Here is a 14177-nt window from a genome sequence, read left to right on the forward strand (position 1 = left end):
TTACTCTCCTTGCGGCGCGCTTTCAGGTGCAGGAGCAGGAGCGGCTCCGCCAGTTTGCTCAGCCGGTACACCTGGCTGTGCCAGCAAATTACGCACTCGCGTCTGCATCAGCTTCTCCAGAATCGGCTGGCTTTCCAGCTTATCTGGCACGTTCATGGTGATGTTCTGTTGGCTCAGTTTATCAATGTCTTCGAGGAAGGCGGTGGTCGTCGCATCATCGGTGTTGTAGTAGGCGCGTACCCACGTAGAGACGTTATCCAGCGCCTGTTTGTAGGTCTCTTCCTGATGACGCGGCACGGCCTGGGCGGCAACCAGCAGGCGGGAACGAATGTTTTCGCGCAGATAAATATCCTGATTCGGCGCTAACAGCGGAACGGCGGTTTCGTCGCGACGGCGGATAGTGATAAAGCTGTCCATAAAGTTCTGCCAGCTTTTTTGCAGGTTCACACGCCATTCGCTCAGGGAGCTGGAAAGCTCGGTGCCGTCGGAATCCATCGGGGAGTCGTCGTCGTTGTTATCTGCCAGCTGCAGGTTATCAATCTGATTCGAAAGCTGGTTCACTTTGAGGATAATGCCATCGTAATCCACCTGTGAGACGGCGGAGAGGCTGGCGATGTCTTCGGTGATCGCGCGACGTGCGGTGATGAGGCTTGGATCGTTCATGTCCGCCAGGCTCGCATCGGCGCTTTTCAGCAGTGCGGCGGCAGTGGTGACATCCTGATCGCTCCAGAGCTTACGCCCGGCGAGCCTCACCAGGAAGTCAGCCTGGGAGAGCAGCCAGGTTTTAGCATCGGTGCCGGAGATCGTCGCCACTTTCTGCTGCACGTCGCCCAGCTGTTTGGTCAACTCTTCTTGTTTACTGTTCGCCTCGGCGAGTGCGGTTGCCTGCTGTTTAATCACCGCTTCCAGTTCGGTTTTCTGTGTCTCTTGCGCTTTTTGCAGAGCCGTAAGCTGATTCACCAGTGCGTCGCTGGTGGCCGTCTGGTTAGCACTCTGTTGTTTCACCAAACCGTACAGGCCAACGCCGGCCGCCAGCGCAATAGCGATGGCAATCGCGCTCAGCGCGAGGCTTTTTTTGTTGCTGCCGTTTTTCTTCTCAGCGATGTTCTCTTTCGTCTCTGGCTGTGGCGTCGCGTCCACAGTCTCCCTGGTCTCTTCAACCACGGCGGAGGATTTATCGTGTTCCGTCATTATGGCTTCCCATTTGAGAGTTATTGTAATGCGCGCAGCAGCGCATCGTTGTCGGCGTTATCAGCGATCCGAATATCCTGCCAGCCCAGTTCCCGGGCCTTGTTCGCCAGACGCTCACTGACGACCAGAAGTCGACAGCGGAGTAACCAGTTTTCGCGATACCAAAGCGGTATCAGTGCCCAAAGCTGTTGTAACATTTCGCCGCTGGTCACCACCAGCGTATTGATGCCTCGCGCGTGCCAGCGCATCGCCTCTTCCGCGCCATCGTAGTGTTTTGCACAGCGCTGATAACACTCAACGAACGTGACATCAGCTCCACGCTCCAGCAGCGTTTCACCCAACAGTTCACGTCCGCCGTTACCGCGTAAAATCAGCGCACGCTTGCCGGCAATAGTTTGTAATTCAGGTAATTGTAGCAAGACTTCGCTGATTTCCCGATCTAACGGGTAACGCACATTCGCACCGCTGATGGTATGTAAAGCCAGCGCCGTCGAGCGGCCAATCGCGAAATAGCGGGGGGCGGTTGGCCAGGTCAGACCTTGCTGTTGCAGCTGTGCGTGGGCATATTCCACGGCATGTTGCGACAGCGCGAACAGCAGATCGCCTTCCTGAAGGGTATTCATCTGGTCGGCGAGCACAGACAGTTCCCGACCCGGGGAGAATTCAATAAGCGGAAAACTCCAGGCCACCTGCCCCAGTGCGCGCAGACGGCTCACTAATTGCTCTCCTGCGGGAGAAGGGCGGGTGACAAGAATACTCATGCAGGGGGTTCTCCATTATAAACGTCAGCCAGAATCTCGCGGGCGCCGTTATCCAGTAACTCTTCTGCCAGCGACACGCCAAGCTGCTCGGCATCCTGTGCTTTGCCGCGACGCTCACCGCGTACCATCTGCGAACCGTCCGGTGCGCCAACCAGTGCACGCAACCACAGCTCACCGTTAATTAATTCAGCATAGCTGCCAATCGGCACCTGGCATCCCCCTTCGAGGCGGGTATTCATCGCACGTTCGGCTTTTACGCGAATAGCGGTCTCGTCATGGTTCAGAGGGGCAAGGAGTGCGCGGGTTCGCGCATCGTCCAGACGGCACTCAATGCCGACCGCACCCTGACCCACGGCGGGCAGCGACAGCTCCGGTGGCAACGCCACACGAATGCGCGACTCCAGCCCCAGACGCTTCAGACCCGCCACCGCAAGAATAATGGCATCGTAATCGCCGTTATCCAGCTTGCTCAGACGCGTGCCGACGTTACCGCGCAGCGAGCGGATGATCAGGTCCGGACGACGCTCTGCCAACTGACACTGACGGCGTAAACTGGACGTGCCAACCACACTGCCCTCAGGCAGCGCATCAAGCGAGTCATAGTGGTTAGAGACAAACGCGTCACGCGGGTCTTCGCGCTCGCAGATCGTCACCAGACCCAGCCCTTCCGGAAACTCGACGGGTACGTCTTTCATCGAATGTACGGCAATATCAGCGCGGTTCTCAAGCAATGCCAGTTCCAGTTCTTTGACAAACAGGCCTTTGCCGCCCACTTTCGCCAGCGGCGTATCAAGGATCACATCACCACGCGTGACCATCGGCACTAGCTCGACGCGCAATCCACCGTGGCAGGCTTCAAGGCGCTGCTTCACATAATGTGCCTGCCAGAGCGCAAGAGGGCTTTGGCGTGTGGCAATTCTCAAAACATTGTCTAACATGCTTGTTACCGTCATTATCAATCGCTAACCATCCTAACATTGTTGACTCTGGGATGGCAGTTTTACGGTTGATGAAGAGTGAGAGGGACAAGGCGGCGTATTCGTCAGCCATAGCCGTATTCAGGAATTTACACGTACAGAACGGTGCTACACTTGTATGTAGCGCATCTTTCTTTACGGTCAATCGGCAAGGTGTTAAATTGATCACGTTTTAGACCATTTTTTCGTCGGTACCACCAAAAATGATAAGGGCGAAAAAGGGTAACGGTTATCTTTTTGAAATACTGCGGGTCCGCTGTTATTCGTGTTTTGAATAGTTTGCGACACCCGGAAACATCAGGCGATACGTCTTGTACCTCTATATTGAGACTCTGAAACAGAGACTGGATGCCATAAATCAACTGCGTGTGGATCGCGCGCTTGCTGCTATGGGCCCTGCTTTCCAGCAGGTATACAGTCTGCTGCCGACATTATTGCACTATCACCATCCGCTGATGCCGGGTTACCTCGATGGTAACGTTCCCCAGGGCATTTGCCTTTTCACGCCTGATGAAACCCAACAGCATTATCTGAATGAGCTGGAACTCTACCGTGGCATGCCGCCGCAGGAGTCCCCGAAAGGTGAACTGCCGATTACCGGCGTTTACTCTATGGGAAGTACCTCATCGGTAGGGCAAAGCTGTTCTTCTGACCTGGACATCTGGGTCTGCCATCAGTCCTGGCTCGATAACGAAGAGCGTCAGCTGCTGCAGCGTAAATGCAGCCTGCTGGAGAGCTGGGCTGCGTCGCTCGGCGTGGAAGTGAGTTTCTTCCTGATTGATGAAAACCGTTTCCGTCATAACGAAAGCGGCAGTCTGGGTGGTGAGGACTGCGGCTCGACCCAGCACATTTTGTTGCTGGATGAATTTTACCGTACTGCCGTTCGTCTGGCCGGTAAGCGTATTCTTTGGAATATGGTGCCGTGCGAAGAAGAAGAGCATTACGACGATTACGTCATGTCGCTGTATGCGCAGGGCGTGCTGACGCCAAACGAATGGCTGGACCTGGGCGGCCTGAGCTCTCTCTCGGCCGAAGAGTACTTTGGCGCGAGCCTCTGGCAGCTCTATAAGAGCATTGACTCCCCGTATAAAGCGGTGCTGAAAACGCTGCTGCTCGAAGCCTACTCCTGGGAATACCCCACGCCACGCCTGCTGGCGAAAGACATCAAACAGCGTCTGCACGATGGCGAGATTGTCTCCTTCGGGCTTGATGCCTACTGCATGATGCTCGAACGCGTCACCGAATACCTGAATGCCATTGAAGACACCACGCGTCTTGACCTGGTGCGTCGATGTTTCTATCTCAAAGTCTGTGAAAAATTGAGCCGCGAACGTGCCTGCGTTGGCTGGCGTCGTGAGGTAGTTAGTCAGTTAGTCAAAGAGTGGGGATGGGACGAAGAGCGTCTGTCCATGCTCGACAACCGCGCCAACTGGAAAATCGACCAGGTGCGTGAAGCGCACAACGAATTGCTTGATGCGATGATGCAAAGCTACCGTAACCTGATCCGCTTTGCGCGCCGCAATAATCTCAGCGTCTCCGCCAGCCCGCAGGATATCGGGGTGTTGACCCGTAAACTGTACGCTGCGTTTGAAGCGCTGCCAGGTAAAGTCACGCTGGTTAACCCGCAGATTTCGCCTGACCTGTCTGAACCGAATCTGACGTTTATCTATGTGCCGCCGGGACGCGCGAACCGCACCGGGTGGTATCTGTACAACCGTGCGCCAAGCATGGATTCGATCATCAGCCATCAGCCGCTGGAGTATAACCGCTACCTGAACAAGCTGGTGGCCTGGGCCTGGTTTAACGGCCTGCTGACTTCACGTACCCGTTTGTTCATCAAGGGTAACGAGGTCGTCGATTTAGCCAAACTGCAGGAGATGGTAGCGGATGTGTCCCATCACTTCCCGCTGCGCCTGCCTGCGCCAACGCCAAAAGCGCTCTACAGCCCGTGTGAAATCCGCCATCTGGCGATTATCGTCAACCTGGAATACGACCCGACGGCGGCTTTCCGCAATCAGGTGGTTCATTTTGATTTCCGCAAGCTGGACGTCTTTAGCTTTGGCGAGCAGCAAAACTGCCTGGTGGGCAGCGTTGACCTGCTGTACCGCAACTCGTGGAACGAAGTGCGTACCCTGCATTTCAACGGCGAGCAGGCGATGATCGAAGCGCTGAAAACCATTCTCGGTAAGATGCACCAGGATGCCGCGCCGCCGGACAGCGTAGAAGTGTTCTGCTACAGCCAGCACCTGCGCGGGTTGATTCGTACTCGTGTGCAGCAGCTGGTCTCTGAATGTATTGAACTGCGCCTCTCCAGTACTCGCCAGGAAACCGGGCGCTTTAAAGCGCTGCGCGTCTCCGGTCAGACCTGGGGCTTGTTCTTTGAACGTCTGAATGTGTCGGTACAGAAACTGGAAAACGCTATCGAATTTTATGGCGCAATTTCGCACAACAAGCTGCATGGCCTGTCCGTGCAGGTGGAAACCAACCACGTCAAACTGCCGCAGGTGGTGGATGGTTTTGCCAGCGAAGGGATTATTCAGTTCTTCTTTGAAGAGTCGGGCGACGATGCCGGTTTCAACATCTACATTCTGGATGAGACCAACCGCGCCGAGGTCTATCACCACTGTGAAGGCAGTAAAGAGGAACTGGTGCGCGACGTCAGCCGCTTCTATTCCTCTTCACACGACCGCTTCACCTACGGCTCAAGCTTTATCAACTTCAACCTGCCGCAGTTCTACCAGATTGTGAACGTCGATGGCCGCGTGCAGGTGATCCCGTTCCGGACCCAGGCCGTCACGCCTGCGGTGCCTGCAAATCAGGACACCACGCCACTGTTGCAGCAGTATTTCTCCTGAGTCTTTTCGCCCGGTAAGCGTAAGCACCACCGGGCAACAAAACTACCTGAAACTCACGACCTCACCCGCTTGCGCGGTCGCCGCCTGCTCCAGCAGATCCCAGAACGTGACGCCGCTACGGTCGCAAACCCATTCACCGTCTTTCAGGTCGAAATGGTAGCCACCCTGTTTGGCTGCCAGCCATACCTGGTGAAGCGGCTCCTGACGGTTAATAATAATTTTGCTGCCGTTTTCGAAGCTCAGGGTCAGGATACCGCCGTTGATTTCACAATCGATATCGCTGTCGCCGTCCCAGTCGTCAAGACGTTCTTCGATGGTCATCCACAGGTTGTCGGCAAGGCGATGGAATTCACTGTCGTTCATAGTTTTGTTCCTGTTTTTCGTGATGGCGGCAGTATAACGCTAAATAATTCCCGTTGCAGGAAAGCGGCAAACTCTTGCTTTTGTGTCTTCTCCTGCGATGATAGAACCAGATTTGAACTTACGGGCAATTTTATAATGAAAAACGCTTTTCGAACGCTTGCCGTTCTCATCACGCTGTTTAGCCTGACTGGCTGTGGACTGAAAGGACCACTGTATTTCCCGCCAGCGGATAAAACCGCACCGCCGCCGACGAAACCTGTGCAAAGCGGCATTGAGTCTTCTACGCCAGATACTAACGATCGTGGCGACAACGGTGGCCCGACTCAGGTTAATCTCTGACGACAACGTTCTGTACCCGCGCAATGGAGCAAATGATGCAGTTCTCTAAAATGCATGGCCTTGGCAACGATTTTATGGTCGTCGACGCGGTAACGCAGAATGTGTTTTTCTCCCCGGAACTGATCCGTCGCCTGGCGGATCGGCATCTGGGCGTGGGGTTCGATCAGCTGCTGGTTGTTGAGCCGCCGTACGATCCCGACCTCGATTTTCACTACCGTATTTTTAACGCGGACGGCAGTGAGGTTAACCAGTGCGGTAATGGCGCGCGCTGTTTTGCTCGCTTTGTTCGCCTGAAGGGGCTAACCAACAAACGTGATATCCGCGTCAGCACCGCCAATGGTCGCATGGTGCTCAGCGTGACTGATGACGAGCTGGTTCGCGTTAACATGGGTGAACCTAACTTCGAGCCTTCGGCAGTACCGTTCCGCGCAAACAAAGCGGAAAAGACCTATATTATGCGTGCGGCCGAGCAGACAGTATTGTGCGGCGTCGTCTCGATGGGTAACCCACACTGCGTGATTCAGGTTGATGATGTGGAAACCGCCGCCGTCGAAACGCTCGGCCCGGTGCTGGAAAGCCACGAGCGTTTTCCGGAGCGCGCGAACATCGGTTTTATGCAGGTGGTGAAGCGTGAGCACATCCGTCTGCGGGTTTACGAGCGCGGCGCGGGCGAAACTCAGGCCTGCGGAAGCGGTGCCTGTGCTGCTGTGGCCGTTGGCATCTCGCAAGGGTTACTGGCAGAAGAAGTTCGCGTGGAGTTACCAGGTGGTCGGCTTGATATCGCCTGGAAAGGACCGGGTCATCCACTGTATATGACTGGCCCGGCGGCACATGTCTATGACGGGTTTATCCATCTATGAAACAACCAGGGGAAGAACTGCAGGAAACAGCGACGGAACTGGACGACAGAGCTGTTGTTGATTATCTGCTGCGCAATCCTGAGTTTTTTATTCGCAATGCACGCGTCGTCGAACAGATGCGCGTGCCGCATCCGGTTCGTGAGACCGTGTCGTTGGTCGAATGGCACATGGCACGCTCGCGCAACCACATCAATCAGCTCGAAGAGAACATGACGCTGCTGATGGAACAGGCCAGCACCAACGAAAGTCTGTTCTATCGTCTGCTGCATCTGCAGGCGCGTCTGGCGTCGGCGCACAGCCTTGAAGAGTTCCTGAGTCGCTTCCACCGCTGGGCACGCGAGCTTGGGCTGGCGGGCGCAACGATTCGTCTTTTCCCTGACCGCTGGCGTATTGGCGCGCCGTCTGGTTTTACCCATCTGGCTCTCAGCCGTCAGGCGTTTGAACCGTTGCGTATTCAGCGTCTGGGCCACGAGCACCACTACCTGGGACCGCTAAACGGACCTGAGTTGCTGGTGGTATTACCGGAGGCCAAAGCGATTGGCTCGGTGGCGATGTCGCTGATGGGGCGCGATGGCGATTTGGGCGTGATGTTATTTACCAGCCGCGATGCGCATCATTATGAGCAGGGGCAAGCTACGCACCTGTTACAAGAGATCGCTCTGATGCTGCCTGAGCTGCTGGAGCGCTGGATTGAGCGCGTATGACGGACGGACTACTCACCACTGACGTCACGCGCTTTCTGCGCTATCTGGGCGTGGAGCGTCAGCTTAGCCCGATTACGCTACTGAACTATCAGCGTCAGCTTGATGCCATCATGCAGATTGCCGAAGAGATCGGCCTGAAAAGCTGGCAACAATGTGACGCTGCAACCGTGCGAGCCTTTGTGGTGCGTAGTCGCCGCAAGGGACTAGGCCCGGCGAGTCTGGCACTCAGGCTCTCTGCATTACGCAGTTTCTTCGACTGGCTTGTCAGCCAGGGTGGGTTAAAAGCCAACCCGGCAAAAGGAATTGCCACACCAAAAGCGCCGCGCCATTTACCTAAAAATATTGACGTTGACGATGTGAATCGCCTGCTGGATATTGATCTTAACGATCCGCTGGCCGTGCGTGACCGCGCAATGCTGGAGGTGATGTACGGCGCCGGTCTGCGTCTATCTGAGCTGGTCAATCTTGATTTAAAACATCTCGACCTGGACACCGGCGAAGTGTGGGTGATGGGTAAGGGCAGCAAAGAGCGCCGTCTGCCGATTGGCCGCAATGCGGTCTCCTGGATTGAGCACTGGCTGGATCTGCGCGGGCTGTTTGGCGCGGAAGAAGATGCGCTGTTCCTGTCGAAACTCGGCAAGCGGATCTCGGCGCGTAACGTGCAGAAGCGCTTTGCGGAGTGGGGCATTAAGCAGGGGTTGAACAGCCACGTTCACCCGCACAAGCTGCGTCACTCCTTTGCGACACACATGCTTGAGTCGAGCGGTGATCTGCGGGGCGTGCAGGAATTGCTTGGCCACGCGAATCTGTCGACCACTCAAATCTATACCCACTTAGACTTCCAACACCTTGCCTCGGTGTATGACGCGGCGCATCCACGCGCCAAACGGGGGAAATAATGCGTTTTTACCGCCCACTTGGGCAGATCTCAGCTCTGACCTTTGACCTGGATGACACCCTTTATGACAACCGCGAGGTAATTCTGCGTACCGAGCAGGAGTCACTGGCGTTTGTGCAGAACTACCATCCGGCGTTGAAGGCGATGCAGAACAAGGATTTCCAGAAGCTGCGTCAATCCCTGCGGGAGACCGAACCCGACATTTACCACGACGTGACCGAATGGCGTCGCCGTGCGGTAGAGCAAGCCATGCTCAACGTCGGCATGAGTGCGCGTGATGCCGCGATAGGCGCTGAAGCGTCGATGGAAAACTTTGCCAAATGGCGTAGCCGTATCGACGTGCCACAGGAAACCCACGACACGCTGGCTGCTCTGGCCGAAAAATGGCCGCTGGTGGCGATCACCAATGGTAATGCCCAGCCGGAGCTGTTTGGTCTTGGCGATTACTTCAAATTTGTGCTGCGTGCCGGCCCGCATGGGCGCTCCAAACCATTCAGCGATATGTATCATCTGGCGGCAGAAAAACTGAATCTGTCGCTGGGTGAAATTCTGCACGTAGGCGATGACCTGACCACTGACGTGGCCGGTGCAATCCGCTGCGGTATGCAGGCCTGCTGGATCAAGCCGGAAAACGCTGACCTGATGATCGCCTCCGATAGCCGTCTTCTGCCGCACGTGGAAATTTCGCGGTTGGCATCCCTCACGACGCTGATATAATCATCAATTGTTCTGTATAAATTAACAGGGTTTTGGCGAGTGGAAATATTCGCCTGCCCGACATGACGTGACGGTGCCAATGGACGTTTCTTACCTGCTCGACAGCCTTAATGACAAACAGCGTGAAGCCGTAGCGGCCTCGCGTACTAACCTGCTGGTGCTGGCTGGGGCGGGCAGTGGTAAGACGCGCGTGCTGGTTCACCGTATCGCCTGGTTACAGAGCGTGGAGAACTGTTCGCCATACTCCATCATGGCGGTAACCTTTACCAACAAGGCGGCGGCAGAGATGCGCCACCGTATCGCACAGCTGATGGGCACCAGCCAGGGCGGCATGTGGGTGGGGACTTTCCACGGCCTGGCGCACCGTCTGCTGCGCGCGCACCATATGGATGCCAACCTGCCGCAGGATTTCCAGATCCTCGACAGCGAAGATCAGCTCCGCTTGCTGAAGCGCCTGATTAAGGCGATGAACCTCGACGAGAAGCAGTGGCCGCCGCGTCAGGCGATGTGGTACATCAACGGTCAGAAAGACGAGGGGCTGCGCCCGCACCATATTCAGAGCTTTGGCAACCCGGTCGAGCAGACCTGGCAGAACGTCTACAAGGCCTATCAGGAAGCGTGCGATCGCGCCGGTCTGGTGGACTTCGCGGAGCTGCTGCTGCGCGCTCACGAACTGTGGCTTAACAAACCACACATCCTGCAGCACTACCGTGAACGCTTTACCAATATCCTGGTGGACGAATTCCAGGATACCAACAACATCCAGTATGCGTGGATCCGCCTGCTGGCCGGTGATACCGGTAAGGTGATGATCGTTGGCGATGACGACCAGTCCATCTACGGCTGGCGTGGGGCGCAAGTGGAGAACATCCAGCGCTTCCTCAACGATTTCCCCGGTGCACAGACCATCCGTCTGGAACAGAACTACCGCTCAACCAGCAACATTCTGAGCGCGGCCAACGCCCTGATTGAAAACAACAACGGGCGTCTGGGTAAAAAGCTGTGGACCGATGGCGTCGACGGCGAACCGATTTCGATTTACTGCGCCTTCAACGAACTCGACGAAGCCCGCTTCGTGGTGAATCGCATCAAAACCTGGCAGGACAACGGCGGTGCGCTGGAGCAGTGCGCCATTCTTTACCGCAGCAACGCCCAATCACGCGTGCTGGAAGAGGCGCTGCTGCAGGTGGGCATGCCGTACCGTATTTACGGCGGTATGCGCTTCTTCGAACGCCAGGAAATCAAAGATGCGCTCTCGTATTTGCGCCTGATCGCGAACCGTAACGACGACGCGGCCTTTGAGCGTGTGGTGAATACGCCAACCCGTGGTATCGGTGACCGTACGCTGGACGTCGTACGTCAGGCCTCTCGCGATCGTCAGCTCACGCTATGGCAGGCGTGCCGCGAGCTGCTGCAGGAAAAAGCGCTCGCCGGCCGTGCCGCCAGTGCGTTGCAGCGTTTCCTCGAACTGATTGATGCTCTGGCGCAGGAAACCGCCGATATGCCGCTGCACGTGCAGACCGACCGGGTGATTAAAGACTCCGGCCTGAGAACCATGTACGAGCAGGAAAAGGGCGAGAAGGGCCAGACCCGTATTGAGAACTTAGAGGAACTGGTCACGGCAACGCGCCAGTTCAGCTACAACGAAGAAGACGAAGACCTGATGCCGCTGCAGGCGTTCCTCTCTCACGCCGCGCTGGAGGCGGGCGAAGGGCAGGCGGATACCTGGCAGGATGCGGTTCAACTGATGACCCTGCACTCCGCAAAAGGTCTGGAATTCCCGCAGGTGTTTATCGTCGGCATGGAAGAGGGGATGTTCCCGAGCCAGATGTCGCTGGATGAAGGCGGCCGCCTGGAAGAGGAGCGTCGTCTGGCCTATGTGGGCGTCACCCGTGCGATGCAAAAGCTGACGCTGACCTACGCCGAAACCCGACGTCTGTACGGTAAAGAGGTGTATCACCGTCCATCGCGCTTTATTGGCGAGTTGCCGGAAGAGTGTGTGGAAGAGGTGCGTCTGCGTGCGAGCATCAGCCGTCCGGTCAGCCATCAGCGTATGGGCTCGCCGATTGCGGAAACCGACACCGGCTACAAGCTGGGCCAGCGCGTGCGCCATTCGAAGTTTGGCGAAGGTACCATTGTGAATCTGGAAGGCAGCGGCGAGCATAGCCGCCTGCAGGTGGCGTTCCAGGGGCAAGGGATCAAATGGCTGGTGGCGGCCTATGCGAAGCTGGAAACAGTCTAACATTCAGAAAAATATAATATTTTTGTAATAATCTGCTAGCCTTATACATTGAAGGTCAATTAATGCCCTTCAGCGTCCCGTTGCGTGTTGACGCCACAGTTATTGCTGGCGTAACATGCGCGCACGATTACGCTAAGAGGACATTCGCCTTGGACACACCCAGTAGATACTGGCTCAATTCCCTGTCATCCAGGAACAACTCCTAAGGCTATCTCCTCTTGCTGATGGCCTTAGTGGTTGTCAGCGACCTGCATTATTCCTGTCGCGCTGAGTCAGGCTGTTTAATGGTCTGAAACCCAATTTGTTTCTGTGTGCCCACCGAACTGTCCGATATTTTTTGCATTGGGAGTCCCGGTCATGTTGAGCGCATTTCAACTCGAAAATAACCGACTGACTCGGCTTGAAGCCGAAGAGTCACAGCCCCTCATTGATGCCGTATGGGTGGATCTGGTCGAGCCGGACGACGATGAACGCCTTCGCGTACAATCTGAGCTGGGACAAAGCCTGGCGACTCGCCCGGAACTGGAAGATATCGAAGCATCTGCGCGTTTTTTTGAAGATGAAGACGGTCTGCACATCCACTCCTTCTTCTTCTTTGAAGACGCCGAAGACCACGCGGGCAACTCCACCGTGGCATTTACCATCCGCGATGGTCGCTTGTTTACGCTGCGCGAACGCGAACTGCCTGCGTTTCGTCTCTATCGCATGCGCGCCCGTAGCCAGGCGATGGTGGACGGCAATGCCTATGAGCTGCTGCTTGACCTGTTCGAAACCAAAATTGAACAGCTGGCGGATGAGATTGAAAACATCTACAGCGATCTGGAAAAGCTGAGCCGCGTGATCATGGAGGGCCATCAGGGCGATGAGTACGATGAAGCACTCTCCACGCTGGCGGAGCTGGAAGATATCGGCTGGAAGGTGCGTTTGTGTTTGATGGATACCCAGCGTGCGCTGAACTTCCTGGTGCGTAAAGCGCGTCTACCGGGTGGTCAGCTGGAGCAGGCGCGTGAGATTTTACGAGATATCGAATCCCTGCTGCCGCACAACGAATCCCTGTTCCAGAAGGTGAACTTCCTGATGCAGGCGGCGATGGGCTTTATCAACATCGAGCAGAACCGCATTATCAAGATCTTCTCGGTGGTTTCCGTGGTGTTCCTGCCACCGACGCTGGTGGCGTCGAGCTACGGGATGAACTTTGAGTTTATGCCAGAGCTGAAGTGGAGTTTTGGTTACCCTGGCGCGATTATCTTTATGATCCTCGCCGGGCTGGCGCCGTATCTGTACTTTAAGCGTCGTAACTGGCTGTAAAAATCTGGCGGGTAGCGCTACGCTTACCCGCCCTACAAAACACCTACATTCCTCTGCGGGTCCTGCGCTGGGTATAAATGGCATCGGCAACGAAAATCGCCAGCGCCACCCAGATAAAGGCGAATGTCACCATCTTATCCGCCCCCGGCACTTCGCCGTAAAACACCACTGCCAGCAGGAACATCAGCGTCGGGCCAATATACTGGAAGAAGCCCAGCGTGGAGAGACGCAGGCGCGTTGCCGCTCCGGTAAAGCACAGCAATGGAATGGTGGTCACCACGCCTGCTGCCATCAGCATCAGGTTCAGCGACCATGGGTTGCTGCCCATGTGGCTGGTGGCGCTGTCAGCGATACCAAACAGGTAAATTGCCGCGACCGGCAGCAGCCACAGGGTTTCAAACAGCATCCCGGTTTGTGCTTCCACCGCGATTTTCTTACGCACCAGACCGTAGAACGCAAAGCTGAACGCCAGCCCCAGCGCGATGATCGGCAGTGAACCGAAGGTCCATAGCTGCACCAGTACACCGCAGAATGCAAGGATCACCGCCAGCCACTGCATATGTCGGAAGCGTTCACCGAGGAAAATCATCCCCAGCACAATGTTCACCAGTGGGTTAATAAAGTAACCGAGGCTCGCTTCAAGCATATGGTGGTTATTCACGGCCCAGATAAACAGCAGCCAGTTACCGCCAATCAGCACCGCAGAGAGCGCCAGCAGGAAAATTTTCTTCGGTGTTTGCAGCAGCGTTTTGACACCCGACCACTGACGGCTGAGGCTCATCAGCGCGATCATAAAGAAGAACGACCAGATGACGCGGTGAGTGAGGATCTCATCAGCCGGAACGTAGGCAATAAGCTTGAAATACGCCGGGGCGATACCCCAAATAAAATAAGCGGCAAGAGCGAGTAAAACGCCCTGCCGCGTCTGTTTAGCATCCATCGGGAAAATCCGTTACAAAAAA

General features: G+C 55.9%; 14 protein-coding genes. 9 read left to right on the forward strand and 5 right to left on the reverse strand.

From position 1 onward, the window contains the following. From hemX to hemC, 3 genes are read right to left on the reverse strand one after another with little or no spacing between them, the layout of a single operon-like run. On the reverse strand, positions 1-1191 hold the full coding sequence (gene hemX, locus JGF26_RS21675; RefSeq protein WP_134708734.1) for a uroporphyrinogen-III C-methyltransferase: 1191 nt from the start codon (positions 1189-1191) through the stop codon (positions 1-3). A gap of 20 nt (positions 1192-1211) precedes the next feature. Next, positions 1212-1952, reverse strand: a complete 741-nt coding sequence (gene hemD, locus JGF26_RS21680; protein WP_134708732.1) for a uroporphyrinogen-III synthase — start codon at positions 1950-1952, stop codon at positions 1212-1214. After that, positions 1949-2890, reverse strand: coding sequence for a hydroxymethylbilane synthase (gene hemC / locus JGF26_RS21685; protein ID WP_134708730.1), 942 nt, complete (start codon positions 2888-2890; stop codon positions 1949-1951). Before hemC ends, hemD begins: the two co-directional genes overlap by 4 nt. 350 nt (positions 2891-3240) lie before the next feature. On the opposite strand from hemC, the gene cyaA reads away from it, so the two are divergent. Further along, a complete protein-coding gene (gene cyaA / locus JGF26_RS21690) occupies positions 3241-5784 on the forward strand; it encodes a class I adenylate cyclase (RefSeq protein WP_028018193.1) in 2544 nt (847 codons plus the stop codon). Positions 5785-5826: 42 nt separating this feature from the next. On the opposite strand, the gene cyaY is transcribed toward cyaA, so the two are convergent. Beyond that, a complete protein-coding gene (cyaY, locus tag JGF26_RS21695; RefSeq protein ID WP_028018192.1) occupies positions 5827-6147 on the reverse strand; it encodes an iron donor protein CyaY in 321 nt (106 codons plus the stop codon). Positions 6148-6282: 135 nt separating this feature from the next. On the opposite strand from cyaY, the gene JGF26_RS21700 reads away from it, so the two are divergent. The 8 genes from JGF26_RS21700 to corA all read left to right on the forward strand — a co-directional run bounded on the left by JGF26_RS21700 (position 6283) and on the right by corA (position 13215). Continuing rightward, positions 6283-6486, forward strand: coding sequence for a lipoprotein (locus JGF26_RS21700; RefSeq protein ID WP_028018191.1), 204 nt, complete (start codon positions 6283-6285; stop codon positions 6484-6486). A gap of 35 nt (positions 6487-6521) precedes the next feature. Beyond that, positions 6522-7346: a diaminopimelate epimerase gene (gene dapF, locus JGF26_RS21705; RefSeq protein ID WP_108091171.1), complete on the forward strand. Its 825-nt coding sequence runs from the start codon at positions 6522-6524 to the stop codon at positions 7344-7346. Continuing rightward, the gene (locus JGF26_RS21710; protein WP_028018189.1) at positions 7343-8050 is read left to right on the forward strand and encodes a DUF484 domain-containing protein; all 708 of its coding nucleotides are present in this window, start codon (positions 7343-7345) and stop codon (positions 8048-8050) included. Before dapF ends, JGF26_RS21710 begins: the two co-directional genes overlap by 4 nt. After that, on the forward strand, positions 8047-8949 hold the full coding sequence (gene xerC, locus JGF26_RS21715) for a tyrosine recombinase XerC (protein ID WP_028018188.1): 903 nt from the start codon (positions 8047-8049) through the stop codon (positions 8947-8949). The genes JGF26_RS21710 and xerC overlap by 4 nt, the downstream gene beginning before the upstream one ends. Beyond that, positions 8949-9665 carry a 5-amino-6-(5-phospho-D-ribitylamino)uracil phosphatase YigB gene (gene yigB, locus JGF26_RS21720; RefSeq protein ID WP_134708728.1) on the forward strand — a complete coding sequence of 239 codons (717 nt, stop codon included), beginning with the start codon at positions 8949-8951 and terminating at the stop codon, positions 9663-9665. Before xerC ends, yigB begins: the two co-directional genes overlap by 1 nt. Positions 9666-9744: 79 nt before the next feature. Further along, the gene (uvrD, locus tag JGF26_RS21725) at positions 9745-11907 is read left to right on the forward strand and encodes a DNA helicase II (RefSeq protein ID WP_114979873.1); all 2163 of its coding nucleotides are present in this window, start codon (positions 9745-9747) and stop codon (positions 11905-11907) included. Between the two features lie 149 nt (positions 11908-12056). Continuing rightward, on the forward strand, positions 12057-12113 hold the full coding sequence (ysgD, locus tag JGF26_RS22475; RefSeq protein WP_212743980.1) for a YsgD/CorL family protein: 57 nt from the start codon (positions 12057-12059) through the stop codon (positions 12111-12113). Between the two features lie 151 nt (positions 12114-12264). Then, positions 12265-13215: a magnesium/cobalt transporter CorA gene (corA, locus tag JGF26_RS21730; protein WP_008501540.1), complete on the forward strand. Its 951-nt coding sequence runs from the start codon at positions 12265-12267 to the stop codon at positions 13213-13215. A 43-nt stretch (positions 13216-13258) separates the two neighbouring features. On the opposite strand, the gene rarD is transcribed toward corA, so the two are convergent. Next, positions 13259-14155 (reverse strand): EamA family transporter RarD, encoded by an 897-nt coding sequence (rarD, locus tag JGF26_RS21735; protein WP_128348552.1) that lies wholly within the window; start codon positions 14153-14155, stop codon positions 13259-13261. Positions 14156-14177: the final 22 nt, after the last annotated feature.

Origin of the sequence: Enterobacter sp. E1 (assembly GCF_016809815.1) — a bacterium.
Lineage (GTDB): Bacteria > Pseudomonadota > Gammaproteobacteria > Enterobacterales > Enterobacteriaceae > Enterobacter > Enterobacter adelaidei.

Excerpts from the sequence above, each read along its gene's own strand:
- hemX (WP_134708734.1), bottom strand. The coding sequence starts at position 1,191 with ATGACGGAACACGATAAATCCTCCGCCGTGGTTGAAGAGACCAGGGAG.
- hemD (WP_134708732.1), bottom strand. The coding sequence starts at position 1,952 with ATGAGTATTCTTGTCACCCGCCCTTCTCCCGCAGGAGAGCAATTAGTG.
- hemC (WP_134708730.1), bottom strand. The coding sequence starts at position 2,890 with ATGTTAGACAATGTTTTGAGAATTGCCACACGCCAAAGCCCTCTTGCG.
- cyaY (WP_028018192.1), bottom strand. The coding sequence starts at position 6,147 with ATGAACGACAGTGAATTCCATCGCCTTGCCGACAACCTGTGGATGACC.
- JGF26_RS21700 (WP_028018191.1), top strand. The coding sequence starts at position 6,283 with ATGAAAAACGCTTTTCGAACGCTTGCCGTTCTCATCACGCTGTTTAGC.
- dapF (WP_108091171.1), top strand. The coding sequence starts at position 6,522 with ATGCAGTTCTCTAAAATGCATGGCCTTGGCAACGATTTTATGGTCGTC.
- JGF26_RS21710 (WP_028018189.1), top strand. The coding sequence starts at position 7,343 with ATGAAACAACCAGGGGAAGAACTGCAGGAAACAGCGACGGAACTGGAC.
- xerC (WP_028018188.1), top strand. The coding sequence starts at position 8,047 with ATGACGGACGGACTACTCACCACTGACGTCACGCGCTTTCTGCGCTAT.
- yigB (WP_134708728.1), top strand. The coding sequence starts at position 8,949 with ATGCGTTTTTACCGCCCACTTGGGCAGATCTCAGCTCTGACCTTTGAC.
- uvrD (WP_114979873.1), top strand. The coding sequence starts at position 9,745 with ATGGACGTTTCTTACCTGCTCGACAGCCTTAATGACAAACAGCGTGAA.
- corA (WP_008501540.1), top strand. The coding sequence starts at position 12,265 with ATGTTGAGCGCATTTCAACTCGAAAATAACCGACTGACTCGGCTTGAA.
- rarD (WP_128348552.1), bottom strand. The coding sequence starts at position 14,155 with ATGGATGCTAAACAGACGCGGCAGGGCGTTTTACTCGCTCTTGCCGCT.